The sequence below is a fragment of the Mycolicibacterium aromaticivorans JS19b1 = JCM 16368 genome, assembly GCF_000559085.1.
In the GTDB taxonomy this organism is placed as follows: domain Bacteria; phylum Actinomycetota; class Actinomycetes; order Mycobacteriales; family Mycobacteriaceae; genus Mycobacterium; species Mycobacterium aromaticivorans.
On the sequence record NZ_JALN02000001.1, the window covers coordinates 1557228 to 1577170 of the forward strand.

Annotated in this window: 23 protein-coding genes; 12 read left to right on the forward strand and 11 right to left on the reverse strand. The window is 66.7% G+C overall.

Annotated elements, in window-relative coordinates:
* The first annotated feature begins 14 nt into the window (after window positions 1-14).
* Window positions 15-1271, forward strand: a complete 1257-nt coding sequence (gene mycP / locus Y900_RS07495) for a type VII secretion-associated serine protease mycosin (RefSeq protein WP_051660342.1) — start codon at window positions 15-17, stop codon at window positions 1269-1271.
* Here mycP and eccB read toward each other — a convergent pair.
* Window positions 1236-2585: a type VII secretion protein EccB gene (gene eccB, locus Y900_RS07500; protein ID WP_036340782.1), complete on the reverse strand. Its 1350-nt coding sequence runs from the start codon at window positions 2583-2585 to the stop codon at window positions 1236-1238. The genes mycP and eccB overlap by 36 nt on opposite strands.
* Window positions 2586-2621: 36 nt before the next feature.
* On the reverse strand, window positions 2622-3188 hold the full coding sequence (locus Y900_RS07505) for a CGNR zinc finger domain-containing protein (RefSeq protein ID WP_036346121.1): 567 nt from the start codon (window positions 3186-3188) through the stop codon (window positions 2622-2624).
* 74 nt (window positions 3189-3262) lie between these two features.
* Here Y900_RS07505 and Y900_RS07510 point away from each other — a divergent pair, with 74 nt between their 5' ends.
* The 5 genes from Y900_RS07510 (at window position 3263) to Y900_RS07530 (ending at window position 7121) form a co-directional block, all read left to right on the forward strand.
* Window positions 3263-4258: an EamA family transporter gene (locus Y900_RS07510; protein WP_036340785.1), complete on the forward strand. Its 996-nt coding sequence runs from the start codon at window positions 3263-3265 to the stop codon at window positions 4256-4258.
* Window positions 4259-4382: 124 nt separating this feature from the next.
* Window positions 4383-4976, forward strand: coding sequence for a cutinase family protein (locus Y900_RS07515; RefSeq protein WP_051659946.1), 594 nt, complete (start codon window positions 4383-4385; stop codon window positions 4974-4976).
* Window positions 4977-5053: 77 nt separating this feature from the next.
* On the forward strand, window positions 5054-5725 hold the full coding sequence (locus Y900_RS07520) for a cutinase family protein (RefSeq protein ID WP_192827481.1): 672 nt from the start codon (window positions 5054-5056) through the stop codon (window positions 5723-5725).
* A 46-nt stretch (window positions 5726-5771) separates the two neighbouring features.
* Window positions 5772-6434, forward strand: a complete 663-nt coding sequence (locus Y900_RS07525; protein ID WP_036340788.1) for a cutinase family protein — start codon at window positions 5772-5774, stop codon at window positions 6432-6434.
* A gap of 3 nt (window positions 6435-6437) precedes the next feature.
* Window positions 6438-7121: a cutinase family protein gene (locus Y900_RS07530; RefSeq protein ID WP_036340791.1), complete on the forward strand. Its 684-nt coding sequence runs from the start codon at window positions 6438-6440 to the stop codon at window positions 7119-7121.
* Here Y900_RS07530 and truA read toward each other — a convergent pair.
* The 8 genes from truA to infA all read right to left on the reverse strand — a co-directional run bounded on the left by truA (window position 7118) and on the right by infA (window position 11812).
* Window positions 7118-8104, reverse strand: coding sequence for a tRNA pseudouridine(38-40) synthase TruA (gene truA / locus Y900_RS07535; protein WP_081845021.1), 987 nt, complete (start codon window positions 8102-8104; stop codon window positions 7118-7120). The genes Y900_RS07530 and truA overlap by 4 nt on opposite strands.
* Window positions 8004-8579 carry a 50S ribosomal protein L17 gene (gene rplQ / locus Y900_RS07540; RefSeq protein WP_036340797.1) on the reverse strand — a complete coding sequence of 192 codons (576 nt, stop codon included), beginning with the start codon at window positions 8577-8579 and terminating at the stop codon, window positions 8004-8006. Before rplQ ends, truA begins: the two co-directional genes overlap by 101 nt.
* Before the next feature lie 74 nt (window positions 8580-8653).
* The gene (locus Y900_RS07545) at window positions 8654-9706 is read right to left on the reverse strand and encodes a DNA-directed RNA polymerase subunit alpha (RefSeq protein ID WP_036340799.1); all 1053 of its coding nucleotides are present in this window, start codon (window positions 9704-9706) and stop codon (window positions 8654-8656) included.
* 83 nt (window positions 9707-9789) lie between these two features.
* On the reverse strand, window positions 9790-10395 hold the full coding sequence (rpsD, locus tag Y900_RS07550; protein ID WP_036340802.1) for a 30S ribosomal protein S4: 606 nt from the start codon (window positions 10393-10395) through the stop codon (window positions 9790-9792).
* A gap of 15 nt (window positions 10396-10410) precedes the next feature.
* Complete coding sequence (gene rpsK, locus Y900_RS07555; protein WP_036340804.1) at window positions 10411-10824, reverse strand: 30S ribosomal protein S11; 414 nt, start codon at window positions 10822-10824, stop codon at window positions 10411-10413.
* Between the two features lie 6 nt (window positions 10825-10830).
* Complete coding sequence (gene rpsM, locus Y900_RS07560; RefSeq protein WP_036340806.1) at window positions 10831-11205, reverse strand: 30S ribosomal protein S13; 375 nt, start codon at window positions 11203-11205, stop codon at window positions 10831-10833.
* A gap of 170 nt (window positions 11206-11375) precedes the next feature.
* Entirely contained in the window at window positions 11376-11489 is a 114-nt protein-coding gene (gene rpmJ / locus Y900_RS07565) for a 50S ribosomal protein L36 (RefSeq protein WP_003879483.1), read from the reverse strand.
* Window positions 11490-11590: 101 nt separating this feature from the next.
* The gene (gene infA, locus Y900_RS07570; protein WP_005140011.1) at window positions 11591-11812 is read right to left on the reverse strand and encodes a translation initiation factor IF-1; all 222 of its coding nucleotides are present in this window, start codon (window positions 11810-11812) and stop codon (window positions 11591-11593) included.
* Between the two features lie 284 nt (window positions 11813-12096).
* On the opposite strand from infA, the gene Y900_RS07575 reads away from it, so the two are divergent.
* From Y900_RS07575 to rfbB, 6 genes are read left to right on the forward strand one after another with little or no spacing between them, the layout of a single operon-like run.
* Window positions 12097-13797, forward strand: a complete 1701-nt coding sequence (locus tag Y900_RS07575; RefSeq protein WP_036340819.1) for an NAD(P)/FAD-dependent oxidoreductase — start codon at window positions 12097-12099, stop codon at window positions 13795-13797.
* Between the two features lie 14 nt (window positions 13798-13811).
* A complete protein-coding gene (locus Y900_RS07580) occupies window positions 13812-15296 on the forward strand; it encodes an ATP-binding protein (protein WP_036340823.1) in 1485 nt (494 codons plus the stop codon).
* 29 nt (window positions 15297-15325) lie between these two features.
* The gene (locus Y900_RS07585; protein ID WP_036340826.1) at window positions 15326-16159 is read left to right on the forward strand and encodes an LLM class F420-dependent oxidoreductase; all 834 of its coding nucleotides are present in this window, start codon (window positions 15326-15328) and stop codon (window positions 16157-16159) included.
* Between the two features lie 34 nt (window positions 16160-16193).
* On the forward strand, window positions 16194-17030 hold the full coding sequence (locus Y900_RS07590; RefSeq protein ID WP_036340828.1) for an LLM class F420-dependent oxidoreductase: 837 nt from the start codon (window positions 16194-16196) through the stop codon (window positions 17028-17030).
* Window positions 17031-17064: 34 nt separating this feature from the next.
* Window positions 17065-17934 (forward strand): LLM class F420-dependent oxidoreductase, encoded by an 870-nt coding sequence (locus Y900_RS07595; protein ID WP_036340830.1) that lies wholly within the window; start codon window positions 17065-17067, stop codon window positions 17932-17934.
* Between the two features lie 29 nt (window positions 17935-17963).
* Window positions 17964-18959 (forward strand): dTDP-glucose 4,6-dehydratase, encoded by a 996-nt coding sequence (gene rfbB / locus Y900_RS07600; RefSeq protein WP_036340833.1) that lies wholly within the window; start codon window positions 17964-17966, stop codon window positions 18957-18959.
* 19 nt (window positions 18960-18978) lie between these two features.
* On the opposite strand, the gene Y900_RS07605 is transcribed toward rfbB, so the two are convergent.
* Window positions 18979-19686, reverse strand: a complete 708-nt coding sequence (locus Y900_RS07605; protein WP_157838238.1) for a type III PLP-dependent enzyme domain-containing protein — start codon at window positions 19684-19686, stop codon at window positions 18979-18981.
* Window positions 19687-19943 lie beyond the last annotated feature (257 nt).

Consider the following 19943-nt stretch of genomic DNA (forward strand, 5'->3'; position numbering starts at 1 on the left):
CGCTGATCACGGTGATGCACTGTGCACCAATCGCGTCCGCGGTGATTCCGCCCCCGATCGACAATTCATTGCTGCCGCCAGCGGCTCCCCCTGCCCCACCCCAGCCGACCGAACAACGCCTGCCCTGCACCGTGTCGCTTCCCGCCGAGTCCGGGGTATCAGCGGCGCAGTTCGCCGGTTTCGACGTGACGGCGATGTGGCGGCTCACGCGCGGAGCAGGTCAACGCGTAGCGGTGATCGACACCGGGATCGCCGCACATCGCCGGCTGCCCGATGTCGTTGCAGGCGGCGACTACGTGTCGACCGGCGACGGCAGACAGGACTGCGATGGACACGGGACGGTCGTCGCGGGCATCATCGCGGCTGCCCCAGATCAGACCGATGGGACGGGGTTCTCCGGGATCGCTCCGGAGGTCAGCCTGATAGGGATTCGGCAGTCCAGCAACAAGTTCGGTCCGTTGGCCGATCCCGGTGAGCACGGCTTCGGGGATGTGAGCACACTGGCCATGGCGGTGCGGACGGCTGCGGACATGGGCGCGTCGGTGATCAACATCTCGTCGGTGGCCTGTGCCGAGTCGAGTCTGGACGACCGTGCGCTCGGCGCGGCACTGTCGTACGCAGTCGATGTCAAGGATTCCGTGGTGGTCGTCGCCGCGGGAAATGTCGGTGGCGACGGCCAGTGCCCCGGCCAGAACACCACGGCACAGCCCCGTGTGATCGCCAGCCCGGCGTGGTACGACGACTATGTCCTGACAGTCGGCTCGGTGGGTTCCGACGGCGCGCCATCGGAATTCAGCCTCAACGGCCCGTGGGTCGACGTCGCCGCCCCTGGCGAGAATGTCGTGTCGGTGGATCCCGACGGCGACGGCGTCATCAACACCCTGCCGACGGCGGCTGGACAAGCGTCGATGTCGGGCACGAGCTACGCCGCGCCGGTGGTCTCCGGCGTGGTGGCCCTGGTTCGGTCCCGCTTTCCGAGGCTCTCGGCCCGCCAGGTGATGACGCGCATCGAAGCCACCTCGCGTCATCCCGCGCAAGGGTGGAACTCCGCGGTGGGAAACGGTGTCATCGATCCTCTGGCAGCGCTCAGCGATCACACCAACGAGCCTCTGCCGCAACAGACAACGCGGTCTTCGACGCCAATACCGACCCAGCCCGAGAAGAACCACCGCTACGCGGTGGTGGGAGGTTCGGCCGCGCTGTGTGTGGCCGCCGTGATGGCGGCGTCGGTGCGGCTACGGCGCCGCACCGAGGACGTCCCGACCGACTAGGGCGGCGTCCCGGTTCAATGCAGGACCGGCGGGAAGCACGCCGACGATCGCCCATGGCGCAGCAGCAGGAGCGCCACTGAGTCCGAGTGCGGCGCTCACCGAATCATCAACGGGGAAGCGCACTCCCGCGCTCGTCACAAGGTAGCGTTCTGTTCCCGGTCCGCCGGTGACGTCCAGGCTGGCGCCGGGGATCATCCGCACACTGTCGACGGCGGGCCCGTCCCCGTCGGACCCGGCCAGGGCGACCGTGCCGGGACGATCGCCGGGGTGTGGTGTGACGGCAATACCACTGTGTCCGGATAACCATGTCGCACAGACGTCGACGCCGGCGCCGACGAGTGCGGGCGGTTCGTCGGGATAGCTTCCGACCGGCAGGGTGTCGACGAGCGGGCTGCGCGTGATCAGCTCCGGCGGGACATCGGTGATCTCGGCCTGCGCGGCCGGGTCGCTGAACCGGATGAGTTCGGCGGCCAGCCGGCCGATGCGCTGAAGGCCACCCGGCAGCGCGACGTAGTACTCGGGTGACTCGGTCCGCACGACGCGCAGGACGGTTCCGACCGCGATCCCGGTCACCCCGGACGGTTGTCCCATTCCGGCGATCCGCGGTGCACTGATCGCCGGCACCTCGGGGATCGTGTTCAGCACCGTCGAGGACACCGTGCGTAGTGTCGCCTCCGTGATCCGCAAGGCGCGCGCCGTGGCCGGGTCGCCGGGGTCGAGCATGGCGCGTGTGCCGTCGTACAGCAGGTAGGCCGACCCGTCACCGCGCGCCACCGTGGCGACGACGGCGGTGCGAGGGTCCAAGTCGAGCGGCATGGAGTCGTCGCCAACGGCGACGGTGGTGTTCCCCTCGACGTCATCGCACACCGCCCACCTGACGTCGCGGGGCACCATCACGCGTCCGAATGATGCAGGCGCGCCGGGGATACCCAGAATCGGACCGGTGGCTGTATCGCCGAGTGCGGCGTCGTCGACCAGTCGCGGTGTGGCCGGTGAACCCAGGATCAGGCGGGCCGACGTCAGGTTTGCCACCGGGCGGAGACGGTCGTCGATCCTGACGAACAGGGCGCCGGACTGTCGCACCATCACGACTGTCGCATCGCTGGGGATGACACGGCCGGCCGCCGATCCCAGGATCGTGTCGAGGACCACGGCAATCCCCGCCACACCGCAACCGACCAGGAACGCGATCTTCCGCGCCCGAACGGGATCACGCCGGGTCGGCATCTGCCGGGCCAGGATCGCATACTCCAGGCGGCGCAGGAGGAATCGCTGTGCACTCAACTGAGCCCGAAGTGGTGGGCGGCCCGCCATCTGCGTGACGCTAGAACACCCGCTTACCAGGCGATGTCACTCATCAACAGCCCCCTCTTTCGAGCGGCGCTCGCGGTAGGCGGCGACGTGCTGACGGTTGCCGCAGTTACCGGTGTCGCAGAACATCCGGGAGCGGTTGCGGGACAGGTCGATCAACACCGCATCGCAATCGGGGGCCGCACAGATCTTGAGCCTGCGCAGTTCACCGGCGCGCACCAGGTCGGCCAGCGACATCGCCATCTCGGCACCCATCCGCTGGGCCAGTGGATCGTGGATGGACGCCAGGTGCAGGTGCCACTCCGGCATCTCCGGGTGGCGGGTCAGCCACGGGGCGGCGCGGGTATCGGAGAGCAACGCGTTGATCTGACCGACGGCGCGTTCCTCGTCGGCGGCGGCCGCCCAGATCCGGCCGAGCCGGCCGCGCAGCGTGTGCACCGCCGACACCTCGGCGTCGTCGCGATCGCGCCGGCCGGTCCAGCCGTAGCTGTCCAGATAGTCGTCCAGGGCCGGCTGGTCGCCCAGCTGCTCGCCGTCGACGCGGTCGCTGTTGATCAGCGCACAGGCAGCACGCAACGTGAGCTCTGTGTCATGACTGAAAAGCATTTGACTCATGACTTCCTCCGGACGTAGTGTCATGACCAACATCTATTTTACTCATTACATCCGGGGAGTGCCTCATGTCGACGCTGGTCCGCACCCAAGACCACTTCCGGCTTGGGCTGATGTTCGCCATCGGATCGGCGTTCACGTTCGGCATGTCCGGGCCCTTCGCCAAATCGCTGATGGGCGCCGGCTGGTCGCCGACCGCCGCCGTCACCGCCCGACTCGCCGGCGGTGCGCTGGTGATGGCGATCTTCGCCACCATCGTCAAGCCCGGCTGGGTCCGAGAAGCCCGCGCGCACGCCCGCGTCGTCGTGGCCTACGGGCTCGTCCCGATCGCCGGCGCCCAACTCTGCTACTACAACGCTGTCTCTCACCTGTCGGTCGGCGTGGCACTGCTGCTCGAATACACCGCACCCATCCTGGTCGTGGGCTGGATCTGGGGAACCACCCGGCGTCGCCCCCGCGCCATGACACTGGCCGGAGTGGCGCTCGCCGTGGCCGGAATCATGCTGGTGCTCAACGTCTTCGAAGGCGCGCACATCAACACGGCGGGCGTCCTGTGGGGATTGGGTGCAGCGATCTGCGCGGCCTGCTACTTCATGATGTCCGATGAGGTCAGCGCCGACGGCAACGGACTGAATTCGATCACCCTGGCCGCCGGCGGGCTCGTGGTCGGCACGATCGCGGTGGTGCTGCTGGGCCTGACCGGTGTGATGCCGCTGATCTTCACCGCCAACAACGCCGTTGTCGCCGGCCTGACGGTGCCGTGGTGGGTTCCGGTGGTGATGCTGGCCGTGGTGGCCACCGCGATCGCCTACACGCTGGGCATCAGCGGGGTGGCGCGGTTGCGCCCGAGTTTCGCCTCACTGGTCGGCCTCGGCGAGGTGCTGTTCGCCGTGCTGTCGGCGTGGGTGTTGCTCGGTGAAGCGGTCACCGCCGTGCAGGCCGTGGGCGGCGTGGTGGTGCTTATGGGCCTCGCGCTGGCCCGTCAGGGCGACCGCAGTGCCGAGGTCACCGCAGCGACGTGGCCCGACGCGGGACCCATCGAGGAAGTCGCCGCGCGACACTGATCGGCGGCACGCCAGGCAAACGCCGGGAATGAAACTCCGCTCCCATCTGTAACATCCAGATGTGATATCAACCGCTGCGCCGAAGCGTTTCCTGCTGGCCGCGTCCGCTACCGTCCTCGCCGCAATGTCGGTGCTGGTCAGCCCGGCCACCTTGCCGAGAGCTGCGGCCGCCTGCAATGACGTGCAGGTGGTGTTCGCCCGCGGCACCGACGAGCCGCCGGGCATCGGGCGCGTCGGGCAGGCATTCGTCAACGCGCTGCGACCCAAGATCGGCAACCGCTCGATGGGTGTCTACGCGGTGAACTATCCCGCCAGTTACGACTTCCTGGCTGCCGCCGACGGTGCCAACGACGCCAGCGCCTTCATCCAGGGGGTGGTCAACGACTGCCCGAACACCCGGTTGGTACTCGGCGGGTATTCGCAGGGCGCGGCGATCATCGACATCATCACCTCGGTCCCCTTCCCGGCGGTGGGCTTCAACAACCCGCTACCGCCGAACGTTCCGGACCACGTCGCCGCGCTGGCCGTCTTCGGCAACCCCACCACCAAAGTTGGCCTGCCGCTGACCAGCAGCGCCGTCTACGGTGGCCGGGCTATCGACCTGTGCAACGCCGGGGACCCGATCTGCAGCAGCGGTGACGACGTCCAGGCTCACCGCATCTACAACAGTGACGGGTCAGCGGTTCAAGCCGCCTCGTTCGTCGCCGGACTGCTGTAGGTCGCGGACGGTTTGGGCCTCCCAGCCTGGTGTGTGACTATTAGCCGAATGCTCGCGACCAAGGGGGCCTCATCAGCATGGCGACGCCGACCATGACATCACTGCGCAAACTCGGTGTTGCCTCGATCGCGGCGCTGGCGATCCTGCCGCCGATCGTCGTCGCCCCGGCAGCCCAGGCCGCGCCGTGCCCGGACGTCGAGGTCGTCTTCGCCCGCGGCACCAGCGAGCCGGCCGGTATCGGCCGTGTCGGGCAGGCCCTGGCCGACTCACTTCAGTCTCAGCTCGGCGGCCGCACGGTAAGCACCTACGGGGTCGACTACCCGGCCAGCTATGACTTCCTGGCCGCGGCCGACGGTGCCACGGACGCGACCAATCACATCGCGGCCACCGCTGCCGCATGCCCGTCGACCCGCTTCGTTCTCGGTGGCTACTCGCAGGGCGCCGCGGTGGTGGACATGCTCGTCGGGATCCCGCCGCTGGGCAACAAGGTCGGTGAAATCGGCTCGGCGCCTCCGCTGCCGGGCAATCTGGCCAACCGGGTCGCCGGGCTGGCGGTATTCGGAAATCCGTCGACGAAGTTCGGCATCCCCATCACGTCGGCCGGGGGGACGTTCGCCGGCAAGGGCGTCGACTTCTGCAACGACGGCGACCCGATCTGCTCGCGGGGACGCAATCCGTTCGCGCACACCGATTACGAGCAGGGGCCGGCGCCCGCGCAGGCGGCCGGTTTCCTGGCAGGCTTGCTGTAGTCTCGCAATTTCATTTGCTGCCAGCATTTTCCCAGGCTCGTCTACCATGGCTGGCATGCGCGCGAAAACGGTACTGAGCGCGGCGGCGGCGGTTATGTCCGTGGCCGCATCCCTGTTGCCGTCGGCGGTGGCGTCCGCCGCGGACTGCCCCGACGCGGAGGTGATGTTCGCCCGCGGACGGTTCGAGCCGCCCGGCATCGGCCGCATCGGTCAGGCGTTCGTCGATTCGCTGCGCGGTAAAACCCCCAAGAGCGTCGGGGTGTACGGGGTCAACTACATCGCCGACTGGGACATCGTGCCGGGCGCGAACGACCTGAGCCGGCACATGCAATACATGGCGACGAACTGCCCCAACACCCGCCAGGTGCCAGGCGGCTACTCGCTGGGTGCCGCGGTGGTCGACGTCGTGGTCGGTTCGAACAAGGCGCAATTCGGCTTCAACTCACCGCTGCCCGCCTCCGTCGCCGATCACGTCGCGGCGGTGGTGTTGTTCGGCAATGGCACCCGCAGCATCTTCGGACCGGTGTCGGCGGCCAACAGTCCCGTCTACGGCCCCAAGACCATCGACCAGTGCAACGTGGACGACCCGATCTGCAACGGCATCGATCCGAGCACCCTCGCCGACAACTGGAACTCGCACCTGCAGGACGCGTACATCGGCTCGGGTCTGGTTGACCAGGCGGCCCAATTCACTGCAGACAGGCTCTGACACATGCGGATTCGGGGGACACTGACCCGTGCGGTCACGGTGGTCGTCGCGGCCGCGGCGATGGCCCTCGGCCCGACTCCTCTGCCCGGCGGTGGCCTGATGACGGCGCCGCAGGCTTCCGCTGCGGGCTGCCCCGACGTGGAGGTGATCTTCGCGCGCGGCCGCCTTGAACCCCCCGGCGCGGGAATCATCGGCAACCAGTTCGTCAGCGCACTGCGCTCCCGCGTCCACCGCAACATCGGCCTCTATGCGGTGAAATACCCCGCCGACAACCAGGTCGACGTCGGCGCCAACGACATCAGCCAGCGGATCATCTACAACATCAACAATTGCCCGAATACGCGGTTGGTTCTCGGTGGGTACTCGCTGGGCGCAGCAGCCACCGATATGGTGCTGGCACTTCCGATCCCCATCCTGGGCTTCAAGACACTGCTCCCACCGGACGCCGGAAACCACATCGCGGCGGTCGCCTTATTCGGCAACGGAACCCAATGGTTGGGCCCAATCACGAATTTCAGCCCCGAGTATCAGGACCGGACCATCGAGCTGTGCCACGGCGCCGACCCGATCTGCAATCCCGCCGACCCGGACACCTGGGAAGCCAATTGGCCCGACCATCTCGCCGCCGCCTATCAGAAGGCCGGAATGATCGATCAGGCAGCCGATTTCGTAGCGGGCAAGCTCTAAGGCTTATCCAGCGTTCGCAGATCGCGGGTGATCATGATGCGTGCGGCGAGCTCGTCATCCGGCGGGTAGTCCACCCCGGTGAGGGTCAGGCCACGAGCCGGTGCTGCGGCGAAGTCACTGGAACGCGAGTGCGCGGTCAACAGCGTTGCACACCAGGATGGTTCGCGACGACCCTCCCCGACCGCGAGAAGCGCACCGACCAGTGACCGCACCATCGACCAGCAGAACGCGTCAGCGGTGACGTAGACCGTCACCGCATCGCCGTCGCGTACCCAGTCCAGGCGCTGCAGGTCGCGGATGGTCGTCGCACCGGGCCGGTGGCGACAGAAAGCGGCGAAATCGTGCAATCCCACCAGATGCCGCGACGCCGAATTCATGGCGTCGACGTCCAACGGCTTCGGCCAGGGTGTCACATACCGCGCGGACTGCGGCTCGACTCCGTAGGGGGCCAGCGACAGCCGGTATTCGTAGTGCCGACGCAACGCCGAGAAGCGGGCGTCGAATCCGGCTGCGGCGCGCTTGATTCCACGCACCCGAACATCCTGAGGCAGGAAGCGGGCCAGCCGGCGCACCAGCGGCAGGAACTCGGGCTCGCCGGGCCTGGCATGGCGCGGATACGCATGAGCCAGGGCGTCGGCCGGGACGTCGAGATGGGCCACCTGGCCGGTGGCGTGTACTCCGGTGTCGGTGCGGCCGGCCCCGAAGACCCGGACCGGCTCCCGGAAGACCGTCGTGAGAGCGTCCTCGAGGACGCCCGCGACCGTGCGGTGGCCTTCCTGCGCCGCCCAGCCGGTGAATTCAGTGCCATCGTAGGCGATGTCGAGCCGCAGACGAACGAGCCCGCCACCGCTGTCGGTGACGGGCTCGTTCGTACTCACGGCGTCAGGACTTGTCAGCGTCCGAATCCTCGGCGGATTCTTCGGCCTTCTCCTCGGCGACCTCGGCGGCAGCCTCGGCGGTCTGCGCGTCGGCGATGCCGGCATCCTCGGCCTCGACAGCTTCCATCGGCTCCTCTGCGGGGGCCTCGTCGGCAGCGGCAGCCACCGGCGCAGCCGTGGCGGCCGAGCTCTTACGAGCCCGGTTGGCTTCCGAGGTCACCGTCTTCTCCCGTACCAGTTCGATGACCGCCATCGGGGCGTTGTCGCCCTTGCGCGGCTCGACCTTGATGATGCGGGTGTAGCCGCCGTTGCGGTCCGCGAAGAACGGCGCGATCTCGGCGAACAGGGCGTGCACCACGTCCTTGTCGCGGATCTTCTTCATCACCTCACGCCGGTTGTGCAACGCGCCCTTCTTGGCGTGGGTGATGAGCTTCTCCGCGTAGGGCCGCAACGCCCGCGCCTTGGGCTCGGTGGTCTTGATCCGGCCGTGCTCGAACAGCGAGGTGGCCAGGTTGGCCAGAATCGCCTTCTGGTGTGAGGACGACCCGCCGAGGCGAGGACCCTTGGTGGGCTTGGGCATTGCGACTTCTCCTAAATGGGGCCGGTCCCCGTATCAGGTAGGACCGGGACGGTTCTCTTGCGAGGTTGGGTGGTTTAGAGCTCTTCGGTTTCGGTGTAGTCCTGCTCGGCGTCCAGGTCGTAACCCGCATCGCTGTTCCAGGTGCCGGTGGCGACGTCGTAGCCGGCGACCTCCGACGGATCGAAGCTGGCCGGGCTGTCCTTGAGCGACAGACCCAGCTGGTGCAGCTTGATCTTGACCTCGTCGATCGACTTCTGGCCGAAGTTACGGATGTCCAGCAGATCGGACTCCGTGCGGGCCACCAGCTCGCCGACGGTGTGCACACCTTCGCGCTTGAGGCAGTTGTACGACCGGACGGTCAGGTCCAGATCGTCGATCGGCAGCGCGAACGCCGCGATGTGATCGGCCTCGGCAGGCGACGGGCCGATCTCGATGCCCTCGGCCTCGATGTTGAGTTCCCGTGCCAGACCGAACAATTCGACCAGGGTCTTGCCAGCTGAGGCCAGGGCGTCACGCGGGCTGATCGAGTTCTTGGTCTCGACATCGAGGATCAGCTTGTCGAAGTCGGTGCGCTGCTCGACGCGGGTGGCCTCCACCTTGTAGGTGACCTTCAGCACCGGCGAGTAGATGGAATCGACCGGGATACGGCCGATTTCGGCACCCGAGGCCTTGTTCTGCACGGCAGGCACGTAGCCACGGCCGCGCTCGACGACCAGCTCGACCTCGAGCTTGCCCTTGTCGTTCAGCGTCGCGATGTGCATGTCCGGGTTGTGCACGGTCACGCCGGCCGGCGGGACGATGTCACCGGCGGTGACCTCACCCGGGCCCTGCTTGCGCAGGTACATGGTGACCGGCTCATCCTCCTCGGAGGAGACGACGAGGCCCTTCAGGTTCAGGATGATGTCGGTGACGTCTTCCTTCACACCGGGCACGGTGGTGAACTCGTGCAGCACACCGTCGATGCGGATGCTCGTGACGGCCGCGCCGGGGATCGACGACAGCAGCGTACGCCGCAGCGAATTGCCAAGGGTGTAACCGAATCCCGGCTCCAGCGGTTCGATGACGAACTGCGACCGGTTCTCGGCGATGACCTCTTCGCTCAGTGTGGGGCGCTGAGAAATCAGCATGGGTTTCTTCTATCTCCCTCTCGGCAACCGCTATTTGATGCCGTTAAGTGATCCGCGGAACGGTCGCCCCGCAGACGTCTTCTTTACTTCGAGTAGAACTCGACGATCAGCTGCTCGGCGAGCGGAACCTGGATCTGCTCACGAGTCGGCAACTGGTGGACGAGGATTCGCTGACGCTCCCCCACGACCTGCAGCCAGGACGGGATCGGGCGCTCACCGGCGGTCTGCCGGGACAGCTCGAACGGGAAGGTGTTCAGCGACTTGTCCTTGATGTCGATGATGTCGTACTGCGACACCCGGTAGCTCGGGATGTTCACCTTGACACCATTGACGGTGAAGTGGCCGTGGCTGACCAGCTGGCGAGCCATCCGGCGGGTACGCGCCAGGCCGGCGCGGTACACGACGTTGTCCAGCCGGGTCTCCAGGATCTGGAGCAGGTTCTCACCGGTCTTGCCGGTGGACCGATTGGCCTCTTCGTAGTACTTGCGGAACTGCTTCTCCATCACGCCGTAGGTGAAGCGAGCCTTCTGCTTCTCCTGCAGCTGCTGACGGTATTCGCTCTCCTTGATCCGCGCGCGGCCGTGCTGGCCGGGCGGGTAGGGGCGCTTCTCGAACGACTGATCACCACCGACCAGGTCGACGCCGAGGCGGCGCGACTTGCGGGTAGCGGGTCCGGTATAACGAGCCATATTTCTTTATCCTCCCTAGACCCGGCGCCGCTTGGGCGGACGGCAGCCGTTGTGCGGCTGCGGAGTGACGTCGGAGATGGCGCCGACCTCGAGGCCGGCAGCCTGCAGCGAGCGAATCGCCGTTTCGCGGCCCGAACCCGGGCCCTTCACGAATACGTCGACCTTCTTCACACCGTGCTCCTGCGCCTTGCGGGCCGCATTCTCGGCGGCGAGCTGCGCGGCGAACGGGGTCGACTTACGCGACCCCTTGAAGCCGACGTGACCTGACGAAGCCCAGGCGATGACGTTGCCCTGGGGATCGGTGATCGAGACGATCGTGTTGTTGAACGTGCTCTTGATGTGAGCGGCGCCGTGCGGGATGTTCTTCTTTTCCCTGCGACGGGTCTTCTGACCCTTCTTGGCGCCGGTGCCCTTCTTTGCCTGTGCCATCCGGGGTTACCTGGCCTTCTTCTTGCCGGCGATGGTGCGCTTGGGGCCCTTGCGGGTGCGCGCATTGGTCTTGGTTCGCTGGCCACGCACCGGAAGGCCACGGCGGTGCCGCAGGCCCTGGTAGCAGCCGATCTCGATCTTGCGGCGAATGTCGGCCTGAACCTCGCGGCGCAGGTCACCCTCGACCTTGAGGTTGCCTTCGATGTAGTCGCGCAGCTGGGTCACCTGATCGTCGGTGAGGTCCTTGGTGCGCAGGTCCCGGTCGATGCCGGTGCCGTCCAGGATTTCCTGGCTGCGGGTACGGCCGATGCCGTAGATATAGGTCAGCGCGATCTCCATGCGCTTGTCGCGCGGGAGATCAACGCCCATGAGACGTGCCATCAGGCAGTGATTCCTTCTCTATGCGGAGGTCTGATCCCAGTCCGTTCCCCGTCTGTCGGGGTCCGGCCTCCGTGCCGGACGTGGATGAGGCGCTTCATCTCTAAAGATGCCGGGCCCTCAGTGGTACTGGGAGGTCTGCATTCAGTTGTGGGTAGTGCTCGCGCCGGGTGTTAGCCCTGCCGCTGCTTGTGGCGCGGATCAGAGCAGATCACCATGACCCGCCCATGCCGGCGGATCACCCTGCACTTGTCGCAGATCGGCTTGACGCTCGGGTTCACCTTCACGGCTGTTCGATCCTTCGTAGTTCTCGGTGGTTGTCTTGAATGCTGGCGATCGGGTCGGTTGGGGCACGTAGGTTGTCGGTAGCGACTCGCTGCGCTCTTCGCTACTTGTACCGGTACACAATGCGCCCGCGGGTCAGGTCGTAGGGAGACAACTCCACCACCACCCGGTCCTCGGGAAGGATGCGGATGTAGTGCTGCCGCATCTTGCCGCTGATGTGAGCGAGTACCTTGTGTCCGTTCTCCAGCTCAATGCGAAACATCGCGTTGGGCAGGGGCTCGACCACGCGGCCCTCGACCTCGATGGCACCGTCTTTCTTGGCCATGTCCTCTTCGATCCTGCTTTCTCGGTTTGGGGCAGCATTCGCCCCGACTGCAAAACGTGAGCCGGGAGCGGGAAATTCCAGGATTTCCTCAGACAGGGCACGCAAGAGTCGGCGCGGAATCCGCACCGTTGGTCAACGATACCCGCTCGGGCGCGCTACTCCAAAACGCGCCGAAGCCGCGCTGACCTCCGCTTCATCTGCTGGCGAACACGGCGCGGCGGCAACTGCGGGCCCGCAAAGCCCACCCTAATAAGCACTGGACAACGAGCGCATACTTGACGGTGATGACTGGACCCGCCCCCCAGCCCCGCAAACCCGTGATTCTCACCGTGGACGACGACCCCGCCGTCTCGCGTGCCGTGGCACGTGACCTCCGCCGCCACTACGGCGAGCGGTATCGGATCGTCCGCGCCGAATCCGGGCTCGACGCGCTGGAAACGATCAACGAACTGAAGCTGCGCGGCGAAACCGTGGCAGTGTTCGTCGCCGACTACCGGATGCCGCAGATGAGCGGCATCCAATTCCTCGAAGAGGCGATGGACGTCTACCCGATGGCCCGTCGAGTTCTGCTGACGGCCTACGCCGACACCCACGCCGCGATCGACGCGATCAACGTCGTCGACCTGGACCACTACCTGCTCAAGCCGTGGGATCCGCCGGAGGAAAAGCTCTACCCGGTGATCGACGCGCTGCTGGAGGCCTGGCATGCCACCGGCGACCGGGCCATCCCGCACACCAAGGTGATCGGGCACCGCTGGAGCGAACGTTCGTGGGAGGTGCGCCAGTTCCTGGCCCGCAACCTACATTCGTTCCGGGCGTTCAACGCCGACGAGCCCAAGGGCAAGCAACTGCTCGATGCGGGCGGCCTCGACGAGTTCCAGCTGCCGGTGGTGATCAGCGAACAGGGTCAGATCCTGGTCGACCCGACCGATGCCGAGCTGGCCGCGATGCTGGGGCTGTCCACCAGCCCGTCGCTGGAGATGTACGACCTGGCGGTCATCGGCGGCGGCCCGGCCGGGCTGGCGGCGGCGGTCTACGGCGCCTCCGAAGGGCTCAAGACCGTGCTGATCGAGGAGACCACCACCGGCGGTCAGGCCGGCCGCAGCTCCCGGATCGAGAACTATCTCGGCTTCCCCACCGGCGTCTCCGGCGCCGAACTCACCACGTCGGCCCGCAGGCAGGCCGAGCGCTTCGGCGCCGAGGTGATCACCACGCGCAAGGCGATCAAGCTGTCCGCCGGCGAGGCGGGCACCGCACGCACCATCGAGTTCGAGGACGGCAGCACCATCGCCGCCCGCGCCGTCATCCTGGCCACCGGCGTGGCGTACCGCCAGCTGCAGGTCACCGGTTGTTGGGACAACCCGGACGATCCCGCTTGCAACTACGTCGGGCGCGGGGTCTACTACGGCGCCTCGGTGTCCGACGCCTCGGAGTGCCGCGGCGAGGACGTCTACATCGTGGGCGGCGCCAACTCGGCCGGGCAGGCGGCCATGTACATGTCCCGCGAGGCCCGCTCGGTCACCATGCTGGTGCGCGGACCGTCGCTCGAGGCGTCGATGTCGCATTACCTGATCCAGCAGATCGAGAAGAACCCGACGATCTCGGTCCGCAAGTGCACCGAAGTGGTGGACACCCTCGGCGCGGACGACCACCTGACCGGCCTGATCCTGGAGAACCGGCAGACCGGCCAGCGCGAAACCGTCGAAGCCAGCCGGATGTGCTGCTTCATCGGCGCCGAGCCCCGCACCGACTGGCTCAAGGAGGTCGTCGCGGTCGACGACCACGGTTTCGTACTCGCCGGCCCCGACCTGCTGAACGTGGCCGGGTGGACTCTGGACCGCCCGCCGCATCACCTGGAAACAAGTGTGCCCGGTGTGTTTGTTGCAGGAGACGTGCGCTCCGAGTCCGCAAAACGGGTGGCGGCCGCCGTCGGCGAAGGGTCGATGGCGGTGATGCTGGTGCACCGGTATTTGGCGGAGGCCTAGAAAGGGCGAGCGACATGGGCCAGAACTGCATGCCCGACGAACTCAGGACGCTGTTCCTGTTCGAAAAGCTGTCGGGAGAACAACTCCAGACGTTGTGCGACAACGGGCACATCGCGACGTTCGAAGCCGGCCCGGTGGTCGTCGAAGGCGAACCGGCCACGTGCTTCTACGTCCTGCTCGACGGCGAGCTGGTGATGTCGAAACGCTCCGGCGGCGTAGACGTCGAGACCACACGCACCTCGCAGCGTGGCGTGTATTGCGGCGCGTGGTCGGCCTACATCCCCAATGAGGAGCAGGTCTATCAGGCCTCGGTGCGCGTCACGAAGCCGTCGCGGTTCTTCGTCCTCGACGCCGAAGCCTTCGCGGAGTTCATGAAGTCGGAATTCCCGATGGCCGTGCATCTGCTCGAGGGCCACATGGTCGGCGGCCGGCGACAGAGCCAGATCCTCGGTCAGCGGCAGAAGCTGCTGGCGCTCGGCACCATCACGGCGGGGTTGACCCACCAGCTGAACAACCCGGCGGCGGCGACCGCGCGCGCCGTGGCCGACCTCCGCGAAGGGGTCGGCAAGATGCGTCACAAGCTCTCCATGCTCGCCGACGGCAAGTTCAGCCCCGAGGCGCTGCGCACGCTGGTGCGGATCCAGGACGAGGTGGCCGAGCAGGTCGCCAAGTCCAAGGTTCAGGAATTGTCCGCGCTAGAGACCTCTGATCGCGAAGACCAGGTCGGCGATTGGCTCGAAGACCACGGCATCGCCAGTGCGTGGGATTACGCCCCGACGTTCGTCGAAGCCGGCCTCGACGTGGACTGGCTGGAACGCATCGAGGCATCGATCGACTCGGTGGACTGCTCGGCGACACTGCAGAGCGCCATCGGCTGGCTCAAGTACACGATCGACACCGAACTGCGGATGAACGAGATCGCCGACGCGAGCGAACGCATCTCGGGTCTGCTCGCCGGGGCCAAGAAATACTCCCAGATGGACCGGGCCGAATACCAGGTCGCCAACGTCCACGAACTGCTGCACAGCACGCTCAAGACGCTGTTCGGCGACAAGGTCGGAGCCGACAAACCCATCAAACTGGTCAAGGAATGGGATAAGTCGATTCCCGAAATCGCTTGTTACCCAGGCGGTTTGAATGAGGTCTGGGACGTCATCATCAACAACGCCATCCAGGCGATGAAGGGCCGCGGCACCCTGACGATCCGGACCGCCCGCCAGGGCGACGACCGGATCCGGGTCGAGATCTGTGACGACGGCCCGGGCATCCCCGAAGAGATCATCGACCGGATCTTCACCGCGTTCTTCACCACCAAGCCCTTCGGTGAGGGCGACGGCCTGGGCCTGGATCTGGCCCGCCGGATCATCGTCGAGAAGCATCAGGGCGATATCCGGGTCGAATCCGAACCGGGCAACACCCGCTTCATCATCCTGCTGCCGCTGGTGGCATCCGCGCCCGTCGCGGTAACTCCGGGTGAACTTTCCACCGCAGCGGAATAGCTCATGCTCGAGCCCGGGTTGTAGCCGCCATGAGCGCCAAACCCGATCTCGGTAAGTTCGCGTCCTTCGGCATGGGCATCACCGGCGAAGATGCCTCGGCGATAGAGGCGCTCGGTTACGGCGCGGTGTGGGTGGCGGGCTCGCCACCCGCCGAGCTGGACTGGGTGGACCCGACCCTCGCCGCGACCAGAACTCTGAAGCTGGCCACCGGCATCGTGAACATCTGGACCGCCAAGCCCGAGGCCGTCGCCGCCTCGTTCCACCGCATCGAGAATGCGCACCCGGGCCGCTTCCTGCTCGGCCTCGGTGTCGGCCATCCCGAGGCGGACGCCGAGTTCACCAAGCCGATCACCGCACTCAACGCCTACCTCGACGTGCTGGACGAGCACGGCGTACCGCCGCAGCGCCGCGTTCTGGCCGCGCTCGGTCCGCAGGTCCTGAAACTGTCGGCCCGCCGCAGCGCCGGCGCCCACCCGGTGCTCGTCACCCCCGAGCACACCGCGCAGGCGCGCGAACTGATCGGTCCCGACGCGTTCCTGGCGCCCGCGGTACCCGTCGTCCCCACCACCGACGTTGCGCACGCCCGAGCCGTCGGCCGAAAGACCCTCGAGCTTTATCTCGGGCTGAGCAATTACCTCAACAACTGGAAGCGGCTGGGCTTCACCGATGAGGACATCACCCGCCCCGGCAGCGATCGGCTGGTGGATACCCTGATCGTCCACGGAACCGCCGACACGATCGCGTCGCGGCTCACCGAGCACCTCGAGGCCGGCGCCGACCACGTCCCGATCCAGCTGCTCACGTCGCAGGACAAGGTCATACCCACCTTGGCCGATCTCGCAGGCCCGCTCGGGCTGGGCTGACCGGAAGGCTGGGTCGATGGAAGTAGGAAGGTCGATGACAGACACCAAGCCGGATCTGGGCAAGTTCGGGTCGTTCGGGCGCGGGGTCACCCCGCAACAGGCCGGAGAAATCGAGGCACTCGGTTATGGCGCGGTATGGGTGGGCGGTTCGCCGCCTGCCGAACTGGATTGGGTGGAGCCGATTCTGGAGAACACCACCACACTGAAGGTGGCCACCGGCATCGTCAACATCTGGACCGCGGCCGCCGGCCCGGTGGCCGAATCGTTCCACCGCATCGAGAAGGCGTACCCCGGCAGGTTCATCCTCGGCATCGGCGTCGGACATCCCGAGGCGCATCAGCAATACCAGAAGCCGATCGACGCGCTGCGCGGCTACCTCGACAAACTCGACGAGTACGGCGTCCCCAAGAATCGGCGCGTTGTCGCTGCGCTCGGCCCACAGGTACTGAAGCTGTCGGCCACCAGGGCGGCCGGTGCGCACCCCTACCTGACCACGCCGGAGCACACCGCCGAAGCGCGGCGGCTGATCGGACCCGAGGCCTTCCTGGCGCCCGAGCACAAGGCGGTGCTGACCACCGACTCCGGTGAGGCGCGCGACGTCGGCAGGCAGGCCCTGGACATGTATTTCAACCTGCAGAACTACCTCAACAGCTGGAAACGGTTGGGATTCACCGACACCGACGTGGCCAAGCCCGGCAGCGACCGACTGGTCGACGCCGTCGTGGCCTACGGCACCCCCGAGGCGATCGCAGCCCGACTGACCCAGCATCTCGAGGCGGGCGCCGACCACGTGCCCGTCCAGGTGCTCACCTCGTCTGACAAGCTGGTGGATGCACTGGCCGCGCTGGTCGGCCCGCTGGGTCTTCACTAATTTGGGACTCAACCAACCGTAACGAGGGGGACTCGTGACCAATCCGTCGCTGCTCAAACCAGATCTCGGCCGCTACGGGGTGTGGACCGGTGGACCGGTCACACCGGAGCAGGCAGTCGAGATCGAGCGGCTCGGCTACGGCGCGGTGTGGGTCGGCGGTTCACCGGCGGCCGACCTGTCGTTCGTCGAGCCGATCCTCTCCCAGACCGAGACCCTGTCGATCGCCACCGGAATCGTCAACATCTGGAGCGCGCCGGCCGACGAGGTCGCCGAGTCCTACCACCGCATCGAAAACGCTTATCCCGGTCGGTTTCTGCTCGGAGTCGGCGTCGGGCACCCGGAGAAGACTCAGGAGTACACCAAGCCCTACGCGGCGCTGGTGAACTATCTGGACAAGCTGGACGACAAGCATGTACCGACCAGTCGCCGGGTGATCGCCGCCCTCGGTCCGAAGGTGCTGCACCTCGCCGCGCAACGCAGTGCCGGTGCGCATCCCTACCTGACCACGCCCGAACACACCGGGCAGGCGCGCAATCTGGTCGGCCCGACGGTGTTCCTGGCACCCGAACACAAGGTGGTGCTGAGCAGCCCGGACGCACAAGGGGCCGAGGAAGCCCGCGCACTCGGCCGTGACAGCGTCGGCTTCTATCTGGGGTTGAGCAACTACGTGAACAACTGGAAGCGGCTGGGATTCACCGACGCCGACGTAGCGCCGCCGGCCAGCGACAAGCTGATCGACGCCGTGGTCGCCCACGGAACGGCCGACGCCATCGCCGCGCGGCTTGCCGAACACCTCGACAACGGCGCCGACCACGTGACCATCCAGGTGCTCGGCGGCTGGGACAAGCTGCTGCCGACCCTGACCGAGCTGGCCGGACCGTTGGGGCTGACGGCGAAAGGGTGAGCATTCCGACCGCCCGTTAGGGTGGCGTCATGCGGCTGTTGGTGACCGGCGGCGCCGGTTTCATCGGCGCCAATTTCGTCCACAGCACCGTGCAGGAACGGCCCGGGGTGTCGGTGACCGTCCTGGACGCCCTCACCTATGCAGGCAGCCGCGAGTCGCTGCGCTCCGTCGACGATCACATCCGGTTGGTCGAAGGCGACCTGGTCGACGAGTCGCTGGTCGACGCGTTGGTCGCCGAGTCCGATGCCGTGGTGCATTTCGCCGCCGAAACCCATGTGGACAACGCGCTGGCCGGTCCGGCACCGTTCGTCCGGAGCAACGTTGTCGGCACATTCTCGGTGTTGGAAGCCGTTCGGCGACACGGAGTGCGGCTGCACCATGTCTCCACCGACGAGGTGTACGGCGATCTGCCCCTGCACGGCGGCGAGCGGTTCACCGCGCAGACCCCGTTCAACCCGTCGAGCCCGTATTCGGCGACCAAGGCCTCCGCCGACCTGTTGGTGCGCGCGTGGGTGCGCTCTTATCGCGTGCGCGCGACAATCTCCAACTGCTCCAACAACTATGGGCCATACCAGCACATCGAGAAGTTCATCCCGCGCCAGATCACCAACGTCCTGACCGGCCGCAGGCCCAAGCTCTACGGGGCGGGCGCCAACGTGCGCGACTGGATCCATGTCGAGGACCACAACAGCGCGGTGTGGCGGATCCTGGAAGCCGGCTTGAGCGGCTCGACCTACCTGATCGGCGCCGACGGCGAACGGGACAACCTGGCGGTGTTGCGGCTCATCCTGCAGTTGATGGGCTGCGACGCCGACGATTTCGACCATGTACCGGACCGCGCCGGCCACGATCTGCGCTATGCGATCGACGCGAGTGCGCTGCGTGCCGAACTCGGCTGGACGCCGGCGCACACCGACCTGACCGAAGGACTGACGAGCACCATCGCGTGGTATCGCGACAACGAGTGGTGGTGGGGTCCACTCAAAGAACAGGTCGAGGCCGGCTACGCCGAACGTGGCCAATGACAATCGTTTTCACGTCCGATCACGCTGCCATGACAACAGCGGGACGTGGGAACCGCAACGCTGCGCAGGCGTCGTCGACAGACTCACCGATCTCCTCGGCAAGGTCACGGCGCACCACTGAACTGCCCGCCGCATCCGGGAGGGCATCGCCGAGCCCGACGAGGAGTCGAGTGAGAACGACATTGTGCCGGCGGCGGATGCGAGCCATCTCGGCGAGTGTGTCGCCGACCGCGGCCGAACAGCCGCCGGCCGTACCGACCTCGCACAGCAGTCCGACCAAAACCGTTGACCGGCAGCCGATCACCGCATCCACCGCGTTGTGGGAGACGCGCATTGTGGCGTCGGTCATGCGCAACAGGACATGGTGGGTGCGGCTGGCCCGCAACGTCGCGATCTGCTCGCGACGGCTGAGCACCAGCCCGCCCACACCGGCGGCACTCGCCCGGCGGATCCCACCGCTACCCAACTGGTCGGCGTGAACGGTCATCCGCACCGGATGGATGCCAACCGAGATGGCCGAATGCAACTCCGCGACAGTGCGGACATCGACAGCCCAGCTGTGCTCACGCACCCAGCGCGCCACCAGCGCGTCGCGCAGAACCCCGGCCGGGAAGGACACCTCCGCGGGCGCGCACGCGTCCCGGCAGCCGATCATCCGTCGTATCTCCGGATGCTCGACGGGCGGACAGGCTCGGACCCAGGAACGAAAACTTGTCGACAATGTCACCGCAGCACCTCTTTCCTTCCCCATCGACGGTGCGCGCCCAAGCCTCGGGGCCGCTCTGATGCCGCTGTGGGCTCGCTGAATCAGCGGGCGGCCGGACTTTCGTCAAGACGGCCCGTTCCGGCGTAAAGAAACCGTCAACGCCGGTGCTAGCGGGGGTTTTCGGGATCTAGCGTCGCCGTATGAGTGTCCTCATATTCGTGCTGCTGACAGTGGCGACCTTCGCCCTGCTCGGCTTGGTTCAGAAGCTGGTCGAGCGA